22 protein-coding genes are annotated in these 23,355 nt (G+C 65.9%); 11 read left to right on the top strand and 11 right to left on the bottom strand.

The features are described 5' to 3' along the window. Window positions 1–80 precede the first annotated feature (80 nt). A complete protein-coding gene (locus tag PQU89_RS09050) occupies window positions 81–1,691 on the top strand; it encodes a methyl-accepting chemotaxis protein (RefSeq protein ID WP_272765524.1) in 1,611 nt (536 codons plus the stop codon). Between the two features lie 43 nt (window positions 1,692–1,734). Here PQU89_RS09050 and PQU89_RS09045 read toward each other — a convergent pair whose 3' ends face one another. After that, complete coding sequence (locus tag PQU89_RS09045; RefSeq protein ID WP_272765523.1) at window positions 1,735–1,992, bottom strand: hypothetical protein; 258 nt, start codon at window positions 1,990–1,992, stop codon at window positions 1,735–1,737. A gap of 179 nt (window positions 1,993–2,171) precedes the next feature. Between PQU89_RS09045 and PQU89_RS09040 the strand changes: the two genes are divergently transcribed. Then, on the top strand, window positions 2,172–2,960 hold the full coding sequence (locus tag PQU89_RS09040; protein ID WP_272765522.1) for a substrate-binding periplasmic protein: 789 nt from the start codon (window positions 2,172–2,174) through the stop codon (window positions 2,958–2,960). Between the two features lie 314 nt (window positions 2,961–3,274). After that, the gene (locus PQU89_RS09035; RefSeq protein WP_272765521.1) at window positions 3,275–3,853 is read left to right on the top strand and encodes a LysE family translocator; all 579 of its coding nucleotides are present in this window, start codon (window positions 3,275–3,277) and stop codon (window positions 3,851–3,853) included. Here PQU89_RS09035 and PQU89_RS09030 read toward each other — a convergent pair whose 3' ends face one another. From PQU89_RS09030 to PQU89_RS09020, 3 genes are all read right to left on the bottom strand, one after another. After that, on the bottom strand, window positions 3,854–4,684 hold the full coding sequence (locus tag PQU89_RS09030; RefSeq protein ID WP_272765520.1) for an AraC family transcriptional regulator: 831 nt from the start codon (window positions 4,682–4,684) through the stop codon (window positions 3,854–3,856). It lies immediately after the preceding gene. A gap of 325 nt (window positions 4,685–5,009) precedes the next feature. Next, entirely contained in the window at window positions 5,010–6,392 is a 1,383-nt protein-coding gene (gene argH, locus PQU89_RS09025) for an argininosuccinate lyase (RefSeq protein WP_272765519.1), read from the bottom strand. A gap of 109 nt (window positions 6,393–6,501) precedes the next feature. Next, window positions 6,502–7,035: a hemerythrin domain-containing protein gene (locus PQU89_RS09020; protein ID WP_272765518.1), complete on the bottom strand. Its 534-nt coding sequence runs from the start codon at window positions 7,033–7,035 to the stop codon at window positions 6,502–6,504. A gap of 612 nt (window positions 7,036–7,647) precedes the next feature. Here PQU89_RS09020 and ampD point away from each other — a divergent pair. After that, entirely contained in the window at window positions 7,648–8,199 is a 552-nt protein-coding gene (gene ampD / locus PQU89_RS09010) for a 1,6-anhydro-N-acetylmuramyl-L-alanine amidase AmpD (protein ID WP_272765789.1), read from the top strand. Between the two features lie 22 nt (window positions 8,200–8,221). Here the strand turns inward: ampD and PQU89_RS09005 are convergent, their stop codons facing one another. The 3 genes from PQU89_RS09005 to gcvA all read right to left on the bottom strand — a co-directional run bounded on the left by PQU89_RS09005 (window position 8,222) and on the right by gcvA (window position 12,546). Next, window positions 8,222–9,424 carry a hypothetical protein gene (locus PQU89_RS09005; RefSeq protein WP_272765517.1) on the bottom strand — a complete coding sequence of 401 codons (1,203 nt, stop codon included), beginning with the start codon at window positions 9,422–9,424 and terminating at the stop codon, window positions 8,222–8,224. Window positions 9,425–9,620: 196 nt separating this feature from the next. After that, window positions 9,621–11,486 (bottom strand): low affinity potassium transporter Kup, encoded by a 1,866-nt coding sequence (gene kup, locus PQU89_RS09000; RefSeq protein ID WP_272765516.1) that lies wholly within the window; start codon window positions 11,484–11,486, stop codon window positions 9,621–9,623. Window positions 11,487–11,664: 178 nt separating this feature from the next. Next, complete coding sequence (gcvA, locus tag PQU89_RS08995; RefSeq protein WP_272765515.1) at window positions 11,665–12,546, bottom strand: transcriptional regulator GcvA; 882 nt, start codon at window positions 12,544–12,546, stop codon at window positions 11,665–11,667. Between the two features lie 78 nt (window positions 12,547–12,624). On the opposite strand from gcvA, the gene PQU89_RS08990 reads away from it, so the two are divergent. The 7 genes from PQU89_RS08990 (at window position 12,625) to PQU89_RS08960 (ending at window position 20,098) form a co-directional block, all read left to right on the top strand. Further along, a complete protein-coding gene (locus PQU89_RS08990) occupies window positions 12,625–13,176 on the top strand; it encodes a chromate transporter (protein WP_272765514.1) in 552 nt (183 codons plus the stop codon). Continuing rightward, window positions 13,173–13,697: a chromate transporter gene (locus PQU89_RS08985; protein ID WP_272765513.1), complete on the top strand. Its 525-nt coding sequence runs from the start codon at window positions 13,173–13,175 to the stop codon at window positions 13,695–13,697. Before PQU89_RS08990 ends, PQU89_RS08985 begins: the two co-directional genes overlap by 4 nt. Window positions 13,698–13,757: 60 nt before the next feature. Further along, window positions 13,758–15,830 (top strand): KAP family P-loop NTPase fold protein, encoded by a 2,073-nt coding sequence (locus PQU89_RS08980; protein ID WP_272765512.1) that lies wholly within the window; start codon window positions 13,758–13,760, stop codon window positions 15,828–15,830. A gap of 111 nt (window positions 15,831–15,941) precedes the next feature. Beyond that, window positions 15,942–17,648, top strand: a complete 1,707-nt coding sequence (locus PQU89_RS08975; RefSeq protein WP_272765511.1) for a proline--tRNA ligase — start codon at window positions 15,942–15,944, stop codon at window positions 17,646–17,648. An 8-nt stretch (window positions 17,649–17,656) separates the two neighbouring features. Beyond that, complete coding sequence (locus tag PQU89_RS08970; RefSeq protein ID WP_272765510.1) at window positions 17,657–18,283, top strand: lytic transglycosylase domain-containing protein; 627 nt, start codon at window positions 17,657–17,659, stop codon at window positions 18,281–18,283. 87 nt (window positions 18,284–18,370) lie between these two features. Then, on the top strand, window positions 18,371–19,192 hold the full coding sequence (locus PQU89_RS08965; RefSeq protein ID WP_272765509.1) for a class I SAM-dependent methyltransferase: 822 nt from the start codon (window positions 18,371–18,373) through the stop codon (window positions 19,190–19,192). Window positions 19,193–19,213: 21 nt separating this feature from the next. After that, a complete protein-coding gene (locus PQU89_RS08960; protein ID WP_272765508.1) occupies window positions 19,214–20,098 on the top strand; it encodes a LysR family transcriptional regulator in 885 nt (294 codons plus the stop codon). A 200-nt stretch (window positions 20,099–20,298) separates the two neighbouring features. Here the strand turns inward: PQU89_RS08960 and PQU89_RS08955 are convergent, their stop codons facing one another. The 4 genes from PQU89_RS08955 to dsdA form a co-directional block, all read right to left on the bottom strand. After that, window positions 20,299–21,048, bottom strand: a complete 750-nt coding sequence (locus tag PQU89_RS08955) for an anti-sigma factor family protein (RefSeq protein ID WP_272765507.1) — start codon at window positions 21,046–21,048, stop codon at window positions 20,299–20,301. Further along, complete coding sequence (locus PQU89_RS08950; RefSeq protein WP_272765506.1) at window positions 21,045–21,548, bottom strand: RNA polymerase sigma factor; 504 nt, start codon at window positions 21,546–21,548, stop codon at window positions 21,045–21,047. The genes PQU89_RS08955 and PQU89_RS08950 overlap by 4 nt, the downstream gene beginning before the upstream one ends. A 6-nt stretch (window positions 21,549–21,554) precedes the next feature. After that, window positions 21,555–21,923, bottom strand: a complete 369-nt coding sequence (locus tag PQU89_RS08945) for a COG4315 family predicted lipoprotein (protein ID WP_272765505.1) — start codon at window positions 21,921–21,923, stop codon at window positions 21,555–21,557. A 171-nt stretch (window positions 21,924–22,094) separates the two neighbouring features. Continuing rightward, window positions 22,095–23,321, bottom strand: coding sequence for a D-serine ammonia-lyase (gene dsdA, locus PQU89_RS08940; RefSeq protein WP_272765504.1), 1,227 nt, complete (start codon window positions 23,319–23,321; stop codon window positions 22,095–22,097). Window positions 23,322–23,355: the final 34 nt, after the last annotated feature.

Below are 23,355 nucleotides of genomic sequence, written 5' to 3'. Positions count from 1 at the left end.
GCGCTGCTAGTCTGGGCCGCGAGTTGTCTGCGCGGGCCGCTTATCGGCCTGCACCCGTCTTTGTTTGCAAGGAAATCATCATGCGTGTTTCTACCCGGCTGGCCGTCATCATCCTGGCCAGCTTCATCGGATTGCTGCTGCTGGCCGGGCTGTCGCTGCACAGCATCCGCCAGTCGCTGTACGAGGAAAAACAGGCCTTCATCGTCAACCAGCTGCGCATGGCGGAAGGGGTGCTCGGCCACTACGCCGCCGCGGCAGAGCAGGGGCGGCTGAGCCAGGCCGACGCTCAGCAGCAGGCGCGCCAGGCGCTGGCGATGCTGACGGTGGGCGACGTGTACTTCTTCGCCCGCGACAAGGACAACGTGATGCAGGTGCACGTGAAGGCCGACCGCATCGGCAAGGTCGACCTCGGCTCCAAGCTGCCGGATGGGCGCACCACGGTCGACGCCTACAACGAGGCACTACGCACGGCCAAGTACGGCATTACCGAGATCTACACCACGCGCAAGGGCTCCGATCAGCAGGTGCCCAAGCTCAACGGCGTGGTGCGCTTCGAGCCGTGGGGCTGGATGGTGGGCACCGGCATCTTCGTCGACGACATCGCCGCCACCTTCTGGCGCAGTGCCTCGCTGCTGCTGGCGCTAGCGGCCTTGGTTTTGGTGGTGCTGGCGGCGCTGGCGCTGACCATGTCGCGCCGCATCATCGGCTCGCTCGGCGGCGAGCCGGCCTACGCGGTGGCGGTGGTGGAGGCGATCGCCGCCGGCGACCTGAACCAGACCATCCGCCACAACGGCAAGCCGCACAGCCTGCTGTTCGTGATGGCGGCGATGCAGCAGAAGCTGCGCGAGATGATCGCGCAGATCAGCGACTCCGCCGCGCAGCTGGGCGACACCGCCGCCGCGCTGGGCGAGCAGATGCAGCGGCTGGACACGGTGTCCGCCACCGCCAACGATTCCACCACCGCGGCGGCGGCGGCGATCGAGCAGCTGTCGGTGAGCATCGATCACGTGTCCGACAGCGCGCGGCAGACCGAGGTCGATTCGCGCGGCGTGGCGCAGCTGGCGCAACAGGGACTGGGAGTGGCGCAAGGCGTGGTGTCCAGCATCCGCGGCATTGCCGGCGAGGTCAGCGACGCCTCCGGTCGCGTGCTGTCGCTGAGCGAGCGCACGCGCAGCATCAGCGGCATCGCCGACACCATCCGCGACATCGCCGACCAGACCAATCTGCTGGCGCTGAACGCGGCGATCGAGGCGGCGCGGGCCGGCGAATTGGGACGCGGCTTCGCGGTGGTGGCGGACGAGGTGCGCAAGCTGGCGGAACGCACCGCGCAGGCCACCAGCGAGATTTCCAGCATCATCCACAGCGTGGTGCAGGAGACCGCCGGGGTATCCGGCGCCATGGAGCAGATCGCGCCGCTGGTGGAGGACGGCGTGCAGCAGGTGACGCAGCTGGCCGGCGCGCTGGGCCAGATCGACGACAAGGTCGGCCACACGCTGGAACGTTTCCGCAACGTGGCGCTGGCGATGAGCGAGCAGAGTCAGGCTGGGGTCAGCATCGCCGGCAGCGTGGAGCAGGTGGTGCACGTGGTGGAGGAAACGCAGTCCTCGGTGCGCTTCACCACCGGCGCCTCGGCGCGGCTGCAAACGTTGGCCGCAGACCTGCAGCAGGCGGTGTCGCGCTTCCGCGTGTAGGCATGACCGGCCTGTGACCGCCAGCGGCCACAGGCCGCGCTACTCAGGAGGCGCTGCTGTCGCGCAGGCACTTCTTCACGAAGCTGTTCTTGGCGGCGCCGGCCAGTTTTTTCTCGGCCGCCTTGCCGTCGCACATGGCTTGCGCGTTGCCCGGCTGTTCGCGTTCGCACTTCTTCATGAAACTGTTTTTGGCGGCGCCGGCGAGCTTCTTCTCGGTGGCCATCTTTTCGCAGGCCGGATTGGCGGCCAGTAGCGGGCCGGAGCACAGGGCGAGGGTGAGCAGCAGGATCAGTTGACGCATGGTGTGTCCTTTCGGGAGGGGGAGTCAGGCTGGGCGCCGTCGCGGCGCCTGGCTTCACTATGGTTGCTGCCGGTCAAAAATGAAATACTGGTAGTTGCGCTATGCTGGTCATGGCATTGTCACCCGGCGATGCCATCATGAGCGGCCACGGTGAGGACAGACACGGGATGCGACACGGAATGAACTGGAGATGGGTTTGCGGCGGGCTGGCGCTGCTGTGCGGCCTGCCGTTGGCGGCGCAGGCGGCCAGCACGCGCCCGCCGCTGACCATCGTCGCCATGGACCAGGCGTCGCCACCCTACGTCATCGGCGAAGGCGACCATTTCGCGCCGCAACCCGGCCTTGCCGTCGAGCTGGCGCAGCGGGCGGCGAAGGCCTGTGGCGTCGAGCTGCAATTGCTGCGCCAGCCGGGGCTGCGCATGCTGCAGAGCCTGAAAAGCGGCAGCGCTGACGCGGCGCTGTTGCTGTCCTACAACGAGGAACGCGCGCAGTTCGCGGTCTACCCGTTGCGCGACGGCCAGCCCGACGGCCGCCAGCGCATGAGCACGCTGCGCTACGTGCTGTTCGTGCGCCACGACAGCCTGCTTGCGTGGGACGGCGAGCGGCTGAGCCCGCCACAGGCGGTGGTGGGCAGCAATATCGGCTGGTCGGTGATCAAGGATCTGGAGCGCTTCCAGATCAAGGTGGAAACCGCGCTCAACGTCGACAGCAACTTCAACAAGCTGCAGGCCGGGCGTATCGACGCCTACGCGATCCAGGACCTGCTGGCCGCCGGCTACCTGTCCACGCATCCGAAGCTCGCGGTACGCGCGCTGCCGCAGCCGCTGGTGAGCAAGGACTACTTCATGCCGTTCAGCCGCCAGTTTGCCGCGCGCCAGCCGCAGCTGGTGCAGTGCATGTGGCAGCAGGTGGCGCGCCAGCGCGACGCGCTGCTGCAGCGGCGCATGGCGATCTATCTCAATCACTGACGCAGCCAGGGTTGGCCGCAAGAAAAGCCGACGCGCTGGCGTCGGCTTTTTGTCGTGGCCAGCGGAATCGGCCGGCCGGATTGCCCCGGCCGGACGCGCGCGGTGGCACGCGGCTTGCCGTGCCGCTCGCCTGCCCGCTGCTGTCGGGCGTGGCCGCCTGTTGCAAGGCTTTGCTTACCAGCCACTCCACGCCTTTTTCGCGATCACCGGCAGGCTATTGGCGGGGCATGGCCGTCAACAGGGTAATTTCGTTCAATACCGGTCAATCCGGATTTCTTACGCTGCAGGCTCTTTACATCAGCGGGGAGCAACCCATGAGCCTGTATCTGTCGATGTCCTTGTTTGCGCTGGCGGCCTCCATCTCTCCGGGGCCGGTGAATCTGCTGGGCCTCGCCCACGGTGTGCAGTACGGTTTTCGTGCCAGCTTGCGGCATGTCACCGGCGCAACCATGGGATTTACCCTGTTATTGCTGTTGATCGGCCTCGGCCTGCACGAGGTGCTGAGCCACTGGCCGCTGGTGACCGTCGCCATCAAGTGGGCCGGTGCCGCCTTCCTGCTGTACATGGCCTGGAAGTTGTTCCGCGCGGATGGCGCACTGGGAGACCAGCGTGCCGGGCAGGCGCCGTCGTACTGGCAGGGGGCCCTGATGCAATGGCTGAACCCGAAGGCCTGGCTGGCGTCGGTGGCCGGGATGGGGGCTTTTGCCGGCGGCGACAGCCTGCTGGTCTGGCAATTCAGCGCGCTGTACTGGGCGATCTGCTATCTCTCGCTGGCCTGCTGGGCTTATGCCGGCGCGGCGCTGGGGCAATACCTGCACTCCGCCGCCCGTATCCGGCTGCTGAACCGCTTGCTGGCGGTCTTGCTGCTGCTGAGCACGGTCTTGCTGTTCTGATCAGCACCGGTAATGGCCCGGCGTGACGGCGGTGAGGCGTTTGAACACGCGCTGGAAATGCGCCTGGTCGGCAAAGCCGCTGGCGTGCGCGACTTCCGCCAGTGGCTGGCGGCCACGCAGCAGACGTCTGGCATGCTGGATACGGCAGTTGAGCAGATAGGCGTGCGGTGTCATGTGATAGTGCTGGCTGAAGGCACGGATCAGGTAGGACGGTGACAGCGAGGCCGCCGCGCAGATCTGCTGCAGACTCAAGGACTCGGTCGCGTGGCTGTGGATAAAGTCGACTGCCCGCGCCAGTTTGTCCGGTGCGCCAGATGTTGCCAGCTTGCCATGCGCCAAGGCGGACAAGGCCTCGCTGAAGAACTGTACGGCGACGCTTTCCTTCAGTAGCGGTTCGCTATCGGTGGCGGTCAGCACGGAGTGAAAACGGGTAAAGGCAGCGTACAGGCGCGGGTCGAGACTAAGCTGGCAGGCCAGCGGCTGGAAGTCGCCATGCGGCGACAGCCCCAGTTCGGCCTGCCGTGCGCCCAGCCAGTCCCGGTCCACATACAGCATGCGATACGCCCAGCCGGCGCCGCGAACCGGCGCGCAGGCGTGCACCTCGCCCGGATTCATCATCAGTACGCTGCCGGCGGCGATCTCGTGCCGCTGGTTGCCGTTCAGGTAGTGGCTGTGACCGCCATCAATCACGCCGAGCGAGAACGTTTCGTGCGAGTGTTTTTCATAGCAGACCTGGCGGCCGTCCGCGACGGTGCGGGACTCGATGAAGGGCAGCGCGTCATCACGCCAGAAGCGGGATGCTTGCTGCGGGGCCGGGCGTGCTTGTGCCATGGTTGCGTCACTTCTATCCGACATTGAACACGAACAGCATAGCTCGCCCCGGTACAGAAGCAACAGAACCGTCACAGGGTGGTCGGCTCTGTTGTCGTGTTTTGCCGCGCCGGTCTTTCGTCGGCCCCGTGAGGTGGCACGGGTTCAGCCCGCGCTGGCATCGCTCGTGCATTGGCCGGCAAGGCGGTTGCTGGCCGCGGCGGACGGTTTCTTCCGGTGGCCTTGGCTTGGCAAGAGGGTTGGCGCGGGCGCTGGAAAACAACAAGGCCGGGATGATCCCGGCCTTGTTGTTCATGCGGGCGGCGCAAGGTTGGCCGCAAGCCGCTTAGCCAGCCAGACGCGCGCGGTGGCGGGCGATCTGCGCGCGCACCTGGTTCGGCGCGGTGCCGCCGACGTGGTCGCGCTGTGCCAGCGAGCCTTCTGGCGTCAGCACGCTGAACACGTCCTGCTCGATCAGGTCGCTGAACTCGCGCAGCTTGTCCAGGCTCAGGTCGGCAATGTCCACGCCCTGCAGCTCGGCGTGGCGCACGGTCAGTGCCACCACTTCGTGGCTGTCGCGGAACGGCATGCCCTTCTTCACCAGGTAGTCGGCCAGGTCGGTGGCGGTGGCAAAGCCCTGCAGCACCGCGGCGCGCATCGCGTCCTTCTTCACCGTGATGCCGCGCATCATGTCGGCGTAGATGCGCAGGGTGTCGATCAGCGTATCCGCGGTGTCGAACAGCGGTTCCTTGTCTTCCTGGTTGTCCTTGTTGTAGGCCAGCGGCTGCGCCTTCATCAGGGTGACCAGTGCGATCAGGTGGCCGACCACGCGGCCGGACTTGCCGCGTACCAGTTCCGGCACGTCCGGGTTTTTCTTCTGCGGCATGATGGAGCTGCCGGTGCAGAAGCGGTCGGCGATGTCGATGAAGCCGACGCGCGGGCTCATCCACAGGATCAGCTCTTCTGACAGGCGGGAGAGGTGCACCATCACCAAGGACGCGGCGGCGGTGAATTCGATGGCGAAGTCACGGTCGGACACCGCGTCCAGCGAGTTGTGGCACACGTCGTCGAAGCCCAAGAGCTGCGCGGTGTAGTGGCGGTCGATGGGGAAGGTGGTGCCGGCCAGCGCGGCGGCGCCCAGCGGCAGACGGTTCACCCGCTTGCGGCAGTCGGTCATGCGCTCGGCGTCGCGGCCCAGCATCTCGACGTAGGCCAGCATGTGGTGGCCGAAGGTCACCGGCTGGGCGACTTGCAGGTGGGTGAAGCCCGGCATCACGGTGTCGGCATTGGCTTCGGCCAGGTCCAAGAGGCTGGTCTGCAGCTCGGCGATGAAACCGACGATGGTGTCGATCTGCGCGCGCAGCCACAGGCGGATGTCGGTGGCCACCTGATCGTTACGCGAGCGGCCGGTGTGCAGGCGCTTGCCGGCGTCGCCGATCTTGTCGGTGAGGCGGCGCTCGACGTTCATGTGCACGTCTTCCAGATCCACGCTCCACTCGAAGTTGCCGGCGCGGATGTCGGCGATGATGGCGGCCATGCCGTCGCGGATCGCGGCCAGATCGGCATCGGACAGCACGCCGCACTTGTTGAGCATCGCGGCGTGGGCCAGCGAGCCTTCGATGTCGAATTCGGCCAGACGGTTATCAAAGGTGACCGAAGCGGTGTATTTCTTGACCAGCTCGGAGACCGGCTCGGAGAAGCGGCCAGACCAGGCGTGCGTGTCTTGCATGGTGATGATGTCCCGGGTTTGTACGTGGAGGGCGTGTCTGGCCAACGATTATAAGGAAAGCCCGCCATCAGGGCGAGGGCGGGCTGGTTTCAAGCGTTCGATTGCGCGCCTAGCGTGGCGTGGTGCGCCGCGCCGCCATGCGCTGGCCCGCATCGCGCAGCTCGTCCTCGCCGATCAGCTGGCCGGCGACCGGGAACAGCCAGTCCTCCTCGCGCTGCGCGTGTTCGCGGTACAGGCGGGTGAACTCGGCGATGGCGGCGGCGTCCAGTTCCGCCAGCTCGCCGCGCCCGAAGGCCTGCAGCTGGTCGTGGATGGCGCGCCAGCGCGCGTTCAGGTAGCCGTGCTCGGCCAGCAGCTGCTCGATCTTGGCGGCGGCGTCCGGCTGCCGCGCCACGATCAGCGGGAACAGCTCCTGCTCCTCGTCCTGGTGGTGCGCCGGGCCGGCGATCTCGAAATAGCGCACGATGCCGGCGATGGTGTTCAGCGCGGCGTGGCTGTGGCCGTGGCTGGCGATATAGCCGGGCAGCGCGTCCAGCTGCTCGCAAAAGTGGCGTACCTTGTCGTGGCAGGCGTACAGCATGTCCAGCGGTTCGTCGAAGGAAGGCGCGGGGATCGCGCTGGTGAGGGCGTCCAGGCTCAGCATGGCGTGCTCCAGAAAACGGTGGGATGGTTTCAGTATGGTGCATGGCGGCGCCGCTGCCCATGATCCGTCTCAAGCGGCGGGCGGGGATTTGCATTACAGTCTCGGCTGATATTGATTTGTTGCAGGCGAGTGATGACTGTCCCGTTTCTGATCCGTGAACTGTGCCGCGACGATGCGGCCAACCTTGCCGCGGCGCTGGCGCTGCACGACGCCGCCCACGCGCTGGAAGTGGCGTGGCTGGATGGCTACCCGCTGCCGCGGCTGTGGTGCAGCAGCGCCGACATCGCCGCCAGCCCGTTGCGTCTGTTCGCCGGCTACGACGAGCAGGGCCAGCTGTGCGCTGTGCTGGCCTGCGGCCGTGGCGACGACGGCAGCCTCGACATCGTGCGCACGCTGGTGGCGCCGGCGCGGCTGGGCGAGGGCTGGGCCGGGCGTCTGCTCACCGCTGCGCTGGCCGGCGAGAACGTCGCCACGGTCAGCAGCGCGCAGGCCAACCGTGCCGCACTGCGCTGCTACCACAAGGCCGGTTTCGTGCGTGTGCGCGACTTCGCCACCGCGGACGGGCTGGCGCTGACCACGCTGCGCTGGCAGCGCGACGACAGCGAGCTGCTGCTGACGCTGGACGCCGGCGGCTGGGTCAACGAGGCGCAACAGCTGCCGTCGCCAAACTGCGACAGTTATCCACAACCGGCGGTGCCGCTGCTGGTTATCCACAATATCAGCCTGCCGCCGTACCGCTACGGCGGCGACGGCGTGGCGCAGCTGTTCGGCAATACTCTCGATCCGGCGGCCGATCCCTACTACGCCACCATCGCCCACCTGCGAGTGTCGGCGCACTTCTTCATCCGTCGCGACGGCAGCCTGCTGCAGTTCGTGTCCACCCGCCAGCGCGCTTGGCACGCCGGGGTATCGCAGTGGCGCGGCCGCGAGCGCTGCAATGACTTCGCACTCGGCATCGAGCTGGAAGGCTGCGACTTCGAGCCGTTCTGCCACGCGCAGTACCGCACGCTGGCAGCGCTGGCGCGGCTGCTGCAGCGCGAGTGCGGCATCGAGGCCATCACCGGCCACCAGCACATCGCGCCGGGGCGCAAGACCGATCCGGGGCCGTACTTCGACTGGCCAAGGTTGGCCGCAGCGGTGGGGCGGGCATTGCCGGAGAACTGAGCCGGTGGCGTGAGGAGGGGGGTCAGAAGTCGCGCCAAGAGGCGGTCTTGCGGTTGAGGCTGCTGGCGGTGCCGGTACTGATGACGGGCGGCAGGCTGATGCTGCCGGAGCCGGTATTGGCGGACCAGCCCCGGAACTGGGTATTGGCGGTGAGATCGGACAGGTTGTCCTCGGTCACCAGCGTGCCGGTGAGGGTGGCGCCGCCCCAGCCGTTCTTGCCGCAGCTGTCGGCGTAGTAGACGAGACCGTAGATCACTACGCCGCCATTCATTTTCGGGCAACCGGCGCCGGTATCGAATACCAGGATTGCCGGCTGGCTCGGGCTGCCGATGTCCTGATGCCAGTTCTTGCTGACGATGTCCCCGATATTGCTGGCGTCAAAGTAGTAGACGGTGCGCTGGTAGCTGGTGCCGGCTTGCTGTGCCGCCAGTTCCACCGCCGCCTGCGCCTCCGATTCCAGCTGGATCTGCTCCTTGCTGGTGTCCGGGAACACGAAATCCCACGCACTGCCGCTGAAGGCATTGCCCTGCACCTGACCGGTGACCGACAGGTGGCCCGGCTGGTTGGCCGCGGCGGAGGCCGAGGTCATGATCGCCACGCCGCTGTCGCCGGCGGTCACCGACGGATTGCCGGTGATGCAGCTTTTCTTCTTGCCGCAGTCGCCGAGGCTGCCTTCGACCACGATCGGCGCAAAGCTGGCCAGGTTCAGCGTCACTGGGGTGGTGGTCGTGGTGGTGAGGGTGCCGAGCTGTACCTTCTGGCGGATGCTGGCACTGGCGTCGCCGCTGGCGGTGGCGCGGATCTCCAGGGTGTTGGGGGCAGCGGCGTTGCGCCACAGCGATACCGCCACGCTGTAGCTGCCGATGCTCTGCGCGCTGACGGTGCTGCCGAACAGGCTGCTGCTGGCCTGCTGGTTGTTGCCGCTGGGGCCGCTGCCGTCGTTGCTCCAGTTGCCGGCGCTGGCCAGTGCCGTGCTGCTGACCGCGCCGGAGGCGAGCCAGGCCAGTGCGTGTTCGACCCCGCCACGGGCGGCCTCCATCGCCTTGGACTGGCTGACCAGGTTGTTGCCGGTGCGGATCTCGAACAACAGGCCGGCACTGCTCTGGAACACCATCAGGCTGCTGAGGAACAGTACCAGCAAGGTCATCGCCAGCGTCACTACGCCCTGTTGTCGGGACTGGCGGCAGGTGGCAGGCGAGCAGATGGAGCAGGTGCGGCTGGGCATGATGGCGACGGCGGGAGGGGGCGCTGCGGCAGGCGGCGCGTCAGGATGGCGGGTGTTTGCGGGCAGCTTTCGTGCAAACGGCATAGCCATTCATCGTATATAAATGCCAATAAAGTGGCAATATTACCAATACAAAAGGGCAAGCCATCGGCTTGCCCTTGTCGTTGCAGGTTGCGGCCAACCTTGGCCGCTTGTTTTACAGCTCGACCTGCGCGCCCATCTCCACCACGCGGTTGGTCGGGATCTGGAAGAAGTCGGTGGCGCGCAGCGCATTGCGGCTCATCCACACGAACAGCGTCTCGCGCCACGGCGACATGCCTTCGCGATCGGTCTGGATCAGCGTTTCGCGCGACAGGAAGAACGAGGTGTCCATCAGCTCGAAAGCCAGGCCCTTCGCCGCACACAGGTCGAGGATCTGCTGCACGTCCGGCGTTTCCTTGAAGCCGTAGTAGGCCATCACCCGCCAGAAGCTGCCGGACAGCTGCAGGATTTCCACCCGCTCGTCTTCGTCGACATAGGGGATGTCCTCGCCGCGGATGGTCATCAGCACCACCCGCTCGTGCAGCACCTTGTTGTGCTTCAGGTTGTGCAGCAGCGCGTGCGGCACGCCGTGGGTGGAGTTGGTGAGGAATACCGCGGTGCCCTGCACCCGGCCCGGCGGGTAGGTCTCCATGTTCTCGACAAAGCCGTCCAGCGGAATCGCCATCTCGTTCAGGCGCTGCATCAGCAGCCTGCGGCCCTGCTTCCAGGTGGTCATCAGGATGAAGGCGCCGATACCGATCAGCAACGGCAGCCAGCCGCCGGCGAAGATTTTCACCACGTTGGCGAGGAACAGCGGCAGGTCGATCACCAGCAGCGCGACCAGCAGCGGTGCCACCAGCGCCCGCGGCCAGTTCCAGCCACGCCAGGCGACGGTGCACACCAGGATGGAGGTGATCACCATGGTGCCGGTGACGGCGATGCCGTAGGCGCCGGCCAGCGCGCTGGAATTCTGGAACATGATCACCACCATGATCACCGCCGCCAGCAGGCCCCAGTTGATCAGCGGGATGTAGATCTGGCCGATCTCGTTGTCGGAGGTGTGGGTGATCTCCATGCGCGGCAGGTAGCCCAGCTGCACCGCCTGGCGGGTCAGCGAGAACACGCCGGAGATCACCGCCTGCGACGCGATCACCGTGGCGCAGGTGGACAGGATCACCAGCGGCAGCAGCGCCCACTGCGGCGCCAGGTGGAAGAACGGGTTGGTGCGTGCCTCCGGACTGGCGAGGATCTCCGCGCCCTGGCCGAAGTAGTTCAGTAGCAGCGCCGGCAGCACGTAGAAGAACCACGCCAGGCGGATCGGCTTGGCGCCGAAGTGGCCCATGTCGGCGTACAGCGCCTCGGCGCCGGTCAGCGCCAGCACCACCGAGCCGAGCGCCAGGAAGCCGATGGCGCCGTGGCTGAACAGGAATTCGATGCCCCACAGCGGATTCAGTGCCGCCAGCACCGCCGGGTTGCCGGCAATGCCGTGCACGCCGAGCGCGGCCAGCGCCGCGAACCACAGCATCATCACCGGGCCGAACAGCTTGCCGACACTGGCGGTGCCGTGCTTCTGGATCAGGAACAGGCCGGTCAGCACCGTCAGCGCCAGCGGCAGCACGTAGGGCTTGAACGCGGGGGTGATCACCTCCAGCCCTTCCACCGCCGACAGCACCGAGATCGCCGGGGTGATCACCACCTCGCCGTAGAAGAAGCCGCCGCCCATCAGACCGATGGCGGCCAGCATCCAGCCGCGCGGGCCGACGCAACGCCGCGCCAGCGCCATCAGCGTCAGGATGCCGCCCTCGCCGCGGTTGTCGGCGCGCAGCACGAAGCTGAGGTATTTCAGCGACACGACCAGGATCAGGCCCCAGACGATCAGCGACAGGATGCCCAGCACGTTGGCCGGCGTCACCGCCAGGCCGAGGTGGGGGCCGAAGCATTCTTTCAGGGTGTAGAGGGGGCTGGTGCCGATGTCCCCGTACACGACCCCCAGCGCCGCCAGCGTGATACCGGCGAGCGCCTGTTTGTTTTGAGCCTGCATGATTTTGTGTATTTTTTGGTGGGTGGCGCCGCCACGGATGTTGCAGCGCAGTATTGCGAATCTCGGGTGAGCGCGAAGCTTACTCTTGTGCCCCCCAATGTGCCATGCGGCGCCCGCTTTTGTAGCGCAATTGTGGCCGCAGTGTAGAGCCGATGCGACAGGTGGCGCGTCGGCGCGGCTAATTGCCGCCTTCCTCCTCCAGCCAGGCGCAGAAATCGGCGCACAGCGGGTCTTCCGCCAGCGTCAGCGGCAGCACCCAGGAATAGCCGCGCGCCTTCACCCGCGGCCCGTCCAGCGGCGCCACCAGCTTGCCGCTGGCGATCAGCGCGTCGGTCACCGGCTGTGCGCTGAGCGCCACCCCCAGGCCGTCGACCGCCGCCTGCAGCGCCAGATAGTAGTGGTCGAAGTGCTGGTGCGCCGCCGCCTGCAGCGCCGGGCTGCCGGCCGCCGCCAGCCAGCGTTCCCACGACACCGGCCGCGTTTCCGAGTGCAGCAGCGTGTGCTGCGCCAGATCGGCCACCGTCGCCAGCGGCCTGCTCGCCAACAGCGCCGGGCTGAGCAGTGGCTGTTCGTGCTCGGTGAGGAACAGGTGCGACACGAAGCCGTGCCAGTGGTCGTGGCCGCGGCGGATGGCGATGTCGAAATCGGCGTGCTGGTCGTGGATGATGGTGTCCGAGGTTGCCAGCCGCAGCTCGACGCCGGGATGGCGCAGCTGGAAGCGGGTCAGCCGCGGTAGCAGCCAGTGCATCGCCAGCGTCGGCGTGGCGTTGATGCGCAACTGCCGCGTGCGGCCCTGGGTCAGCCGCTCGGTGGCGGTGGCGATGCTGTCGAACGCGGTCTGCAGCGCCGGCAGGTACTGGCGGCCGTTGTCGGTGAGCAGCACACGTTTGCCGACGCGGTCGAACAGCGCCAGCCCCAGCCACTCCTCCAGCTGCTTGATCTGGCGGCTGATGGCGCCGTGGGTCACATGCAGCTGTTCCGCCGCGGCGCTGAAACTGCCGCAGCGTGCCGCGGCTTCAAAGGCGCGCAAGGCATTGAGAGAGGGAAGTCGCCGGTTCATGCTTGTGAGCATAGCGCACAAGCGAAGTCGGAAAAACTCGTTTGTCGCCAACTCTGCTTCCGCACTACGCTACGGGTCATGGAAACACACAACATCCCCACCCGCCGCGAGCTGTTCACCGGCTTTTTCGGCATCGGCATCGTCGGTTTCGGCGGCGTGCTGCCGCTGGTGCACCACATGCTGGTGCTGCGCAAAGGCTGGCTGACCGACGCTGAATTCACCGAACTGCTCGGCCTCGGCCAGATCCTGCCCGGCCCCAACGTGGTCAATCTCAGTGTCGCCGTCGGCGGCCGCTTCCACGGCGCCAGCGGTGCGCTGCTGGCGTTCAGCGGCCTGCTGCTGGCGCCGTTCTGCATCGCCATGCTGCTGGTGTCGCTGTACCAGCAGTACCGCGGCCTGCCGGCGCTGCAGCAGGTGCTGGCCGGGCTGGCGCCGGCGGCCACCGGCCTGATCTTCGGCATGGGGCTGCGACTGGCCGCCAAGCTGGAGCGCAGCAGCTGGTGCATCGCGCTGGCGGTGCTCACCTTTGTCGCCATTGGCCTGCTGCACTGGCCGCTGCTGCCGTTGCTGCTGGTGATGGTGCCGCTGGCGGTGACGCTGGCCTGGCACCTGCAGAAGGAGCCGACATGAGCGCGATGCTGCTTGCCCTGTTCCTGGTGTTCGGCCAGCTGTCGCTGATGGCGGTCGGCGGCGCCAACGCGGTGGTGCCGGAAATGCTGCGCATGGTGGTCAACGAGCACGGCTGGATGACGGCGGCGGAATTCACCGCGCTGTTCGCCATCGCGCAGTCGGCACCGGGGCCGAACGTGCTGATCGCCAGCCTGGTCGGCTGGCAGATGGCCAGCCTGCCCGGCGCCGCCATCAGCCTGCTCGGCATCTGCGGCCCGTCCTCGGTGCTCAGCTTCTACGTCGCCAGACTGTGGCAGCGTTTCCGCGATTACAAGCTGTGCCACGCCATCCAGCGCGGCTTCGCGCCGCTGTCGATCGGGCTGGTGCTGGGCGGCGCCTGGCTGCTGGCCGGCATCGCCAACACCGGTTGGAGCGCGTGGCTGCTGTGCGCCCTCAGCGCGCTGATCGCTTGGCGCACCAGCCTGCACCCGCTGTGGCTGCTGGGCGCCGGCGCCGTGGCCGGGCTGCTGGGCTGGGTGTAGCCGTCCGCGCGGATCGCGCATGGCATAATCGGCGGCATCCCCTTGCCGCCGGTACGCACCATGACCGTTTCTGCCTTCGCCGCTGATATCCCCGCCACCGAAGATCTGCTCGGCTTTACGCCGCACGCGCAAAGGTTGGCCGCAACCATTCTGCAAGGTCTGCCCGAGGGGCAAAGCTTCGTCATCGGCATCGAAGGCGAGTGGGGCGAGGGCAAGTCCAGCTTTATCCATTTCCTCAAGCAGGCATTCCCGCAAGGCGATACCGATCCGTTGCGGCCAACCTTGGTCGAGTTCAACCCGTGGTGGTTTGAAGGTTCGGATCAGCTGTTAAGGCATTTTTTTGATGAATTGCTGGGACAGATAGATTGGTCGCATCGCTTGCGCGACTCTGTACGGACAAAGCTAAATTTGCTGGGTAGTGCCGGAGTTCGAGTTGGCAAAGTCTTGCAGGCATGCTCTATCGGTTGTGTTGAACCAGCGACAATTGCAGCTGTTGCAGCCTTCGGCAAGTCCATTGAGACAGGGGCTGGGGCGATACATTCGAACAGCCAGCCCAAGTCATTCCATCGTTTGCGAGGTAATGCGGCTAACGCACTGAAGACTCTCCAATTCAAGACCATCGTTTTCATCGACGATCTCGACCGGCTGCCGGCAAGCGAAATCTGCGAGCTGTTCCGCGTCATCAAGGCGGTCGCCGATCTGCCCAATATCGTCTACGTCATCGCCTATGATCGCGCCATTGTTGCGTCAGCTTTGGACTCTATGCACAAAGACCGTGGCGAAGCATATCTGGAAAAAATCATCCAGCTGCCGTACCGGTTACCCACACCTAAACACAGTGATCGGCTTCGCTATCACAAGACGCAGTTGGGAAGCTCGTCATTGCTGAAAGAAATAGTGTGCAGTGATGACTTGGAAGTAAAACTGGCCCTGAGTTTGGTCACGGATGCTTTTTTGCTGAAGCCGCGAGATGTCAAACGGTTGCTTGCCAGCTTGCTGACGAGTCGCCATGTTCCGGCAGAAATTCGGCTGGACCCGCTGGACTTTGTGTTTCTGGAGGCACTGCGGCTGAAAGATCGTGCCCTTTGGCGACAGCTTGTTGCGGCGTGGCTTGATTGCCAGTTTTATGCTCAGTTCGATAGTTCACAAAGCACGTCGCGCGAATCACAACGGCAAACGTGGCTGCAATCCCGATTCCCGGACTTTGACAAAAGACCGGCTGCTGTACAACGCTCAGTGATGTTTTTTACCAACTGGCCATTGGTAGCAAAGCTGGATGTTGCTCCCAGGGTTTCTACGCCGCAGCGATTGGCACAACTGGAAGCGCTGTTTGTTTCCGGAATGCCAGTTTCTGATGAGCAACAAGCTTTGATGGGCATGGCTAATGGCTATCTGCAGCAGACGTTGGCCGACAAGGTATTCGATAACGCGCAATTGGACCGATTTATCCGGACAGAAACCTCCTCTATGCTGCAAAAGAGATTGCCTGACGACGGGAGAGTTGGGCTGTTCCTGTATGAAGTAAAGGGTCATCTGCAGCATGGCGCTTGGTCAGACGTGTCACGTGCGCACTTGATGGCGGTAGCCCGCTTTATTGAAGAGGAGCTGGATAGGACCACTAGAATGAGTCCCATGATCCACTACTTGGCAGATGTGGTGGCACTAGTCAATGCATCAGGAGTCAGTGCATTCAGTGTGCATGACATGCTGCAGGAGTGGTTGAGGCGTGACTCGGCGCCGAGTGTGGTTTCGTGCCTGGCGTTTATCAAGGAATCAGCTTTTACCAGTCTGCAATCCGATGTCGCCAAATATTATTTGGGTTGCCGTTTGCACGAGCTATTACGCGACCCACAGCGTTTACTCATTTTGCTGGAAATGTCCAAGCATGCAGAGCTGCATGGAGCATGGCTGGATAGCCTGGAAGACTATTCAGAACTGACTGAAAAAGATACCGAGTTCCTTTCCGCGATGTTCCGTTCAGAGACTGGACGGCAAGCGTTGGCTTTTAGTGATTGGCTATACCGGTCTGAACGGTTCTGTGGGCTGGTGCATGCGTTGCGCAAGACGTATACGGATCCGCAGTTCGAGAATGGAGCCCGATTCTTCCTGGACAGGGCCGCTCAATTAAGCTGAGGCCAAGCGTGGTGGCATCCCTGCTCCTTCATGCGGCCAACCTTTCCGCCGTCTGCCCTAAACGGCTACAATCAGCGCTATTTCGCAGAAATCTCAAGGATAACCAACACCATGCGCGCCTCGCAGTTTTTCATCTCCACCCAGAAAGAAGCCCCCGCCGACGCGGATATCGTGAGCCAGAAGCTGATGCTGCGTGCCGGCTTCATCCGCAAGGTCGCCGCCGGTGTCTACTCATGGATGCCGATGGGCCTGCGTTCGCTGAAGAAGGTCGAGAACATCGTGCGCGAGGAAATGAACCGCGCCGGCGCCATCGAGATGGTGATGCCGGTGGTGCAGCCGGCCGGCCTGTGGCAGGAAACCGACCGCTTCGACAGCATGGGTGCCGAGCTGCTGCGCTTCAAGGACCGTCACGACCGTGATTTCGTGATCCAGCCGACCTCGGAAGAGGTGGTTACCGACATCGCCCGTGCCGAGCTGCGCAGCTACCGCGCGCTGCCGAAGAACTTCTACCAGATCCAGACCAAATTCCGCGACGAGCGCCGTCCGCGCTTCGGCGTGATGCGCGGCCGCGAGTTCACCATGAAGGACGCCTACTCCTTCGACCGCAGCGCCGAAGACGCCGGCAAGAGCTACGACAACATGTTCGCCGCCTACTGCCGCATCTTCGACCGCCTGGGCCTGACCTACCGCGCGGTGGCAGCCGACACCGGTGCTATCGGCGGCGACCGCTCGCACGAATTCCAGGTGATCGCCGAAACCGGCGAAGACGCCATTGTCTACTGCCCGACCTCCGACTACGCCGCCAACATCGAACTGGCCGAAGCGGTGGCCCCGGCCGGCGAGCGTCCGGCCGCTGCGGCCAAGCTTGAGAAAGTCCACACCCCGAAGGTGAAGACCATCGCCGAGCTGGTGGACTTCCTGAAGATCGACATCACCGCGACCGTGAAGGCGGTGGTGGTGGAAGGCGAAAAGGGCGACGCGGTGCTGATGCTGGTGCGCGGCGACCACGAACTGAACGAAGTGAAGGCCGAGAAGATCGCCGGCATCAAGAAGCCGCTGACCTTCGCCGCACCGGCCGTGATCAAGGACGCCTTCGGCGCCAACCCCGGCTCGCTGGGCCCGGTGGGCTTTAGCGGTCGCGTGATCGCCGACCGTACCGTGGCCAAGATGGCCGATTTCGTGATCGGCGCCAACGAGGACGACCAGCACTACACCGGCGCCAACTTCGGCCGCGACTGTGCCGAGCCGGAGGTGGCCGATCTGCGTAACGTGGTGGTCGGCGACGTGTCGCCGTGCGGCAACGGCGTGCTCGATATCCAGCGCGGCATCGAGGTCGGCCACGTGTTCTACCTCGGCACCAAGTACTCCAAGGCGATGAACGCCACCTTCCTCGACGAAGACGGCAAGCCGAAGCATTTCGAGATGGGCTGCTACGGCATCGGCGTGAGCCGCATCCTCGGCGCCGCCATCGAGCAGAACTACGACGACAAGGGCATGATCTGGCCGGATGCGATCGCGCCGTTCAGCGTGGTGATCTGCCCGGTCGGCTACGACCGCTCCGAAGGCGTGAAGGCCGCCGCCGACGCGCTGTACGCCGGTTTGCAAGACAAGGGCGTGGACGTGATCATCGACGACCGCGGCGAGCGCCCGGGCGCGATGTTTGCCGACTGGGAGCTGATCGGCGCACCGCACCGCGTCACCATCGGCGACCGCGGCCTGAAGGAAGGCAAGGTCGAGTACCAGCACCGTCGCGATGCGGAATCCACCGCGGTGGCACCGGACGCGGTGCTGGACTTCGTGCTGGGCAAGCTGGCCTGATTGCGGCCATGAACGCGCCGCGCCTTGCCTGCCTGCTGCTGCTGTTCACGCTGGCCGCCGTGCCGGCGTGGGCCGGGGCGCAGCGCGAAGAGGCGCTGGCGGCCAACGTGGCCAGCGCCATGTCGCGCAGCATCTCCGACGTCAACGCGCCGCGGCTGGTGTTCGACAACCCGCACGAGGGCGTGGCGTGGCTGGCGGAGATGTCGCGGCGGCTGCAAAAACGCATCCCGGATCAATGGCTGCGCGAGCGGCTGCTGACCGCGGTGCAGTACGAGGCCACCCGCGCCGGACTCGACCCGCAGCTGGTGCTGGGGCTGATCCAGGTCGAGAGCGGCTTCAACAAGTACGCGATCTCGCCGGTCGGCGCGCGCGGCCTGATGCAGGTGATGCCGTTCTGGGTGCGCAGCATCGGCAACCGCGAGCACAACCTGTTCGAGCTGACGCTGAACCTGCGCTACGGCTGCACCATCCTGCGCCACTATCTGGACCTGGAGCGCGGCAACCTGTTCCGCGCGCTGGGGCGCTACAACGGCAGCCTCGGCCGTGCCGAGTACCCCAATCTGGTGGTCGGCGCCTGGCGCAGCCACTGGCAGTGGACGCCGCCGGCCGGCTTGCAGCAGACCGCCGGTCACTGAGTCGGCCGCGCCTGTCACACCCACTGACGCCATGCTTCCGGCCGCAAGCCCGTGCTTGCGGCCAACCTTTTTTATACGGACACCGCGATGAGCCTGATCCCCGAAATCAAACCGCAGCAGTCGATCGAACTGCTGAAAGAACTGCACATCCTCACCCGCGACGGCAAGATCAACCAGGACACCCGCCGCAAACTGAAGCAGGTGTATCACCTGTACCAGTTCATCGAGCCGCTGATGGCCGACGTGCTGGCAAGCAAGGGCAGCCTGACGCTGGCCGACCACGGCGCCGGCAAGTCCTACCTCGGCTTCATCCTCTACGACCTGTTCCTGAAGGATAAGCCCGCTGCCCACGTCTACGGCGTGGAAACGCGGCAGGATCTGGTGGACAAGTCGGTGGAGCTGGCGCAGCGGCTGGGCTTTGCCGGCATGGAGTTCCTCAACCTCACCGTCGAGCAGTCGATCACCTCCGACGCGCTGCCGGCGCAGGTGGACATCATCACCGCGCTGCACGCCTGCAACACCGCCACCGACGACGCCATCCGCTTCGCGCTGGCCAAGGACGCCAAGTACATCGTGCTGGTGCCGTGCTGCCAGGCCGAGGTGGCTGCGGTGTTGCGGCAGAAGAAGAACGAGACCTTCGGCAAGACCGCGCTGTCCGAACTGTGGCGCCACCCGATCCACACCCGCGAGTTCGGCAGCCAGCTCACCAACGTACTGCGCTGCCTGCAGCTGGAAGCGCGCGGCTACCAGGTCACCGTCACCGAGCTGGTGGGCTGGGAGCACTCGATGAAGAACGAGCTGATCATCGCCAAGAAGGTCGGCGGTGCGAAAAAGAGCGCGCGCGAACGCCAGGAAAGCATCCTGCGCGAGCTGAACCTGGAAGAGCTGCGCCAGCGCTTCGCCTACTAAGCTCCGCCCGATGACCCGCCTATGAGCCGCCGCCTCGACGCGACCCTGCTGGCCGACCTGTGGTTCTTCCACGCGGTGGCGCAGTGCGGCGGCTTTCGCCGCGCCGCCGAACAGCTGGCGGTGACCCAGGGCGCGGTCAGCCAGCGCGTGCAGCGGCTGGAGTCCCGCCTGCAGCTGAGTCTGTTGCAGCGCGGTGGCCGCAGCCTGCAGCTCACCGCCGCCGGGCAGCAGCTGTTTGCCGCCTGTGACAGCGGCTTCGATACCGTGGCCACCACCTTGGCCGCATTGCAGCGCGAGGCGGCGCCGGCCAGCGTGCGGCTGGCGGCACCGCCATCGCTGGCGCTGGAATGGCTGCTGCCGCGACTGGGGCGTTTCGCCCGCCTGCAGCCGGCCATCAGCGTCGACCTGCTGGCCGACAACCAGCCCTACAGCCCGGCGGCGCTACGTCAGGCCGGCATCGATCTGGCGCTGCGCTACCTGCCGCAGGCGCCGCAGGATGCCGCCTTCGTGCTGCCGGAATACGGCTTTCCGGTTGCCGCCCCCGCTTTCGACCCCGCCGGCCACGGCGGCCGCCTACTGCACGACGACGCGCCGTGGAGCACGCCAGCACCGGCCGGTAGCGAGTGGGCGCTGTGGCTGGCCGCCCACGGCCGGCCATCCTGCTGCGATGCCGGCGAGCGTCACTTCAACCAGGCGCAACTGGCCTACCGCAGCGCACAGGCCGGCGACGGCGTGGCGCTGGGGCGGCAGCTGCTGGTGGCACGCTACCTGCAGGACGGCAGCCTGTGCCGGCTGGACGAGCATCCGCCGCTGCTGCTGGGCTACTACGCGCTGTATCCGGTAGGCAGCAGCGCGGCGCTGCAGCTGCTAGTGGACTGGCTGGTGGCGGAGATGCAAGGCAGCTAGGGTCGGCAAGGTGGGCCGCTAGACTGACGCTGAGCTTGCAAAGCCCGGCGTTTACCGCGCTGAAATGACAAAGGTTGGCCGCAAGCCGTCTCCGGTTTGCGGCCAAGCTCTTTGCTATATCCGCGATTGTGGAATCACGCCGCCGGCAGCGGCATGAACGCCGTGCTGGCCAGAGTGGTGTGCACGTCGCAGTCGGGGGGCTACGGGGTCGCCAACTGGTGGTAGACCTGGGTGGCCAGCTGTGACAGCGCGGGGGCCTGTTCGCCGGCGACCAAGGCATAGCCGAAGTCGCGGTCTTGCCAGTAGAACACCTGGTTGTTGCCGCGTCGCTGCTGGCGGAAGGCAGCCAGCGGTGCGTTGGCCGGGCTGGCCTGCAGGTACAGGGTGACCCGCTGTCCGGTCTCGTGCTCGTACATGAATTGCGCGGCACTGCCGCTGTCGCCGGGTAACAGGCGGCCGCCCACCAGTCGGTAGCCTTGTGCGGTCAGCGTCGGTACGCGTATCGGCTTGCCCAGCCGGCGCGATAGCCAGGTCAGCAGATGATCGCGCTGTTCCACGCCCACCTCGACCGGATGGCGTTGCTCGGGGGTATAGACGGTGTGGGCAACGCTGGCATAGCCGGGCAGGGCGGCGACACTGGCCGGCAGCGTGGCGGTGTCGGCCGGTGGCTGCTGCCAACTGGCGGTGCCGTAGCCCACGGCAAAGGCCAGCAACACGCTGGCTGTCATGGCCGGCGGCCCGGACCAGCGCCACCGCGGACGTGCCGGCAGTGGGGTATGCTGCGGCGGGAAGGCGGCGCGGAGCAGTAGCGACTGGCGTTGCCATCCGGCCACCAGCATCTGCTGTTGCGGATGGTCGGCCAGCCATTGCGCCACTTCGGCGGCCCGGGCGGGCGGCAACAGGCCGTCAGCGTAAGCGTGCAGGTCGGCTTCGGAAATCGGGGTCGTCATGAGTGGATAGCCTTGCCGGAGGGGATGTCGTTTTCTGACAGCAACAGTCGCATGCGGGTCCGGGCGCGCGACAGCCGTGACATCACGGTGCCGAGCGGAAGCTGCAAGCTCTGCGCCACTTCCTCGTAACTGAAACCCTCCAGCGAGACCAGCAGCAGCACTTCGCGCTGCTCGACCGGCAGGCGCGCCAGCGCACGGTCCAGGTCGCGGCGCCACAGCAGCTGTTCCGGCGTCAGTGTATCGGCCTGTTCCGGCATGACCTCATCGGGCATGAACTGCAGCGGCCGATCGTGCCGCAGTTGGTCGATGAACAGGTTATGCATGATGGCAAACAGCCACGGCCGCAACGCGCGCCGGGATTGCCAGAAACGGCATTTCTCCAGCGCGCGCGCCACCGTGTCCTGCACCAGATCGTCGGCGATGCCCGCCTGCCCGCTCAGGGCTCGGGCATAGCGGCGCAGGGCCGGTAGCTCGTCCAGGATGGCCTGGCGGATGCCCATGCCGGATCAGGGCCGGGCGAGGTGCCAGACGTTATTGAAACCGTCGCCGCTGGTGTCGCCCGGTTTGCTGTCCTTGACCCAGAAATACAGTGGTTTGCCCTTGTAGGCCCACTGCTTATTGCCGTCATCACGGGTAATCACGGTGTAGTCCGCCACCGTCTTGGCATCTGCCGCCGCCATCAGCGGTGGCCAGTTGGCCGCGCACGGACCGTTGCACACGCTCTTGCCGCTACCGGCGGTGTCCTTGTCGAAGGTGTACAGGCTCATACCATTGCTGCCGGTCAGGATGTCGTTATGGGTCCGGGCCGGCATGGTGTCGGCCAGCACGGTCTGGGTACACAGCAGCAGGGACAGCGCAGTCATCAGGGTCTTCATCGGGGTCTCCAGTTCGGGGAAAAGTACCGGATATACGTCCCGGCCCTCCAGTTTATTCCTGGGCTGATGAAAAAAGATTGCCGCGGCAAGCGGTGCCGCGTGTGGCCCAGACAAGCTGCCGCTGCATCCGGGATGCATGGCCAGCCTTTTTGCTATTGAGCGGCCTTTAAATCACCCCGCCAGCAGCGGCAAAAACACCTCGTCCGGTAGGCCGTTGCCGCCGGTGGTCCACACCACCGGGATTACCTTGCCCGGCCATTGCTCGGCGGCCAGCTGATGGGCGACGAAACCGGCGGCGGCGGATGGCTCCAGCCGCAGGTCGTGTTGTTGCCACTGCTGGCGCACGGCGGCCAGCAGGCTGGCGTCGCTGACGGTGACCACCGCGTCGATCAGCTGTCCGACGATGCCGGCCACGGTGGCGGAGGCGCGCGGCACCGCCAGGCCGTCGGCCACGGTGCGGTTGTCGAGGCCGATGTCGTATACCGACAGCGCGTCGTCGCCAGTGGCGAGGCGCAGCAGGAAGCAGGGCGAGGCCACCGGCTCCACCAGCACGCACTGCACCGCGTCGCCGAACAGGCATTTCAGGCCGAAGGCCACGCCACCGGGCGCGCCGCCGACGCCGCAGGGCAGGTACACCCGCAGCGGCTGCTCGGGCGTTGGCCGCAGGCCGGCAGCGTCCAGTTGCGCCGCCAGATCCCAGGCCGCGGCGGCGTAGCCGAAGAACAGCAGCAGCGAGCTTTCGTCGTCGATGAAATAGGCGTGCGCATCGCTGGCGGCGCTGTCGCGGGCGGCGGCCACCGCCAGTGCGTAGTCGCCGGGGTGTTCCACCACGCTGGCACCCAGCGCGCGCAGGCGCTGTTTTTTCCATTCCTTGGCGTCGTGCGACATGTGTACTGCCACCCCCAGCCCCAGCGCACGCGCCATCACCCCGACGCTGTAGCCGAGGTTGCCGGTGCTGCCGACCAGGATGCGGTGCTGCGCGAACAGCTGCCGCGCTGGCGCATCGGCCAACACGGCGTAGTTGTCGCCGGCGTGCAGCAGGCCGGCGGTCAGCGCCAGTTGCTCGGCGTGGCACAGCACCTCGTACACGCCGCCGCGCGCCTTGATGCAGGCGGTGATCGGCAGCGCGTGGTCGGCCTTCACCCACAAGGGTTGGCCGCTGTCATCGGTTTGCTGCAGCAGCGGCGAATCGATGCGGCCATCTGCCGCCACGCTGTCCGGAAACAGCCACGCCAGCAGCGGCGCAAAGCGTTGCCAGCGGGCGATGGCGGCTTCGATGTCGGCACGGCCGTAGCGGCTGGCGGCCAGCGCTTGTGCGGCGGGCAGCAGGGAAGGGTTGTGCCACAGCAGCGGCTGGCCGTGGCGCAGGGCGGTGGGGAGGGTATCGAGAGGGAACATGGCGCTTTCCTGTCAGGAGATGACCGGCAGTGTG

The organism is Vogesella indigofera (genome assembly GCF_028548395.1).
Lineage (GTDB): Bacteria > Pseudomonadota > Gammaproteobacteria > Burkholderiales > Chromobacteriaceae > Vogesella > Vogesella indigofera_A.
The sequence above is the reverse complement of the archived record's forward strand: the minus strand, read 5'-3'. Positions and strand labels throughout refer to the sequence as shown.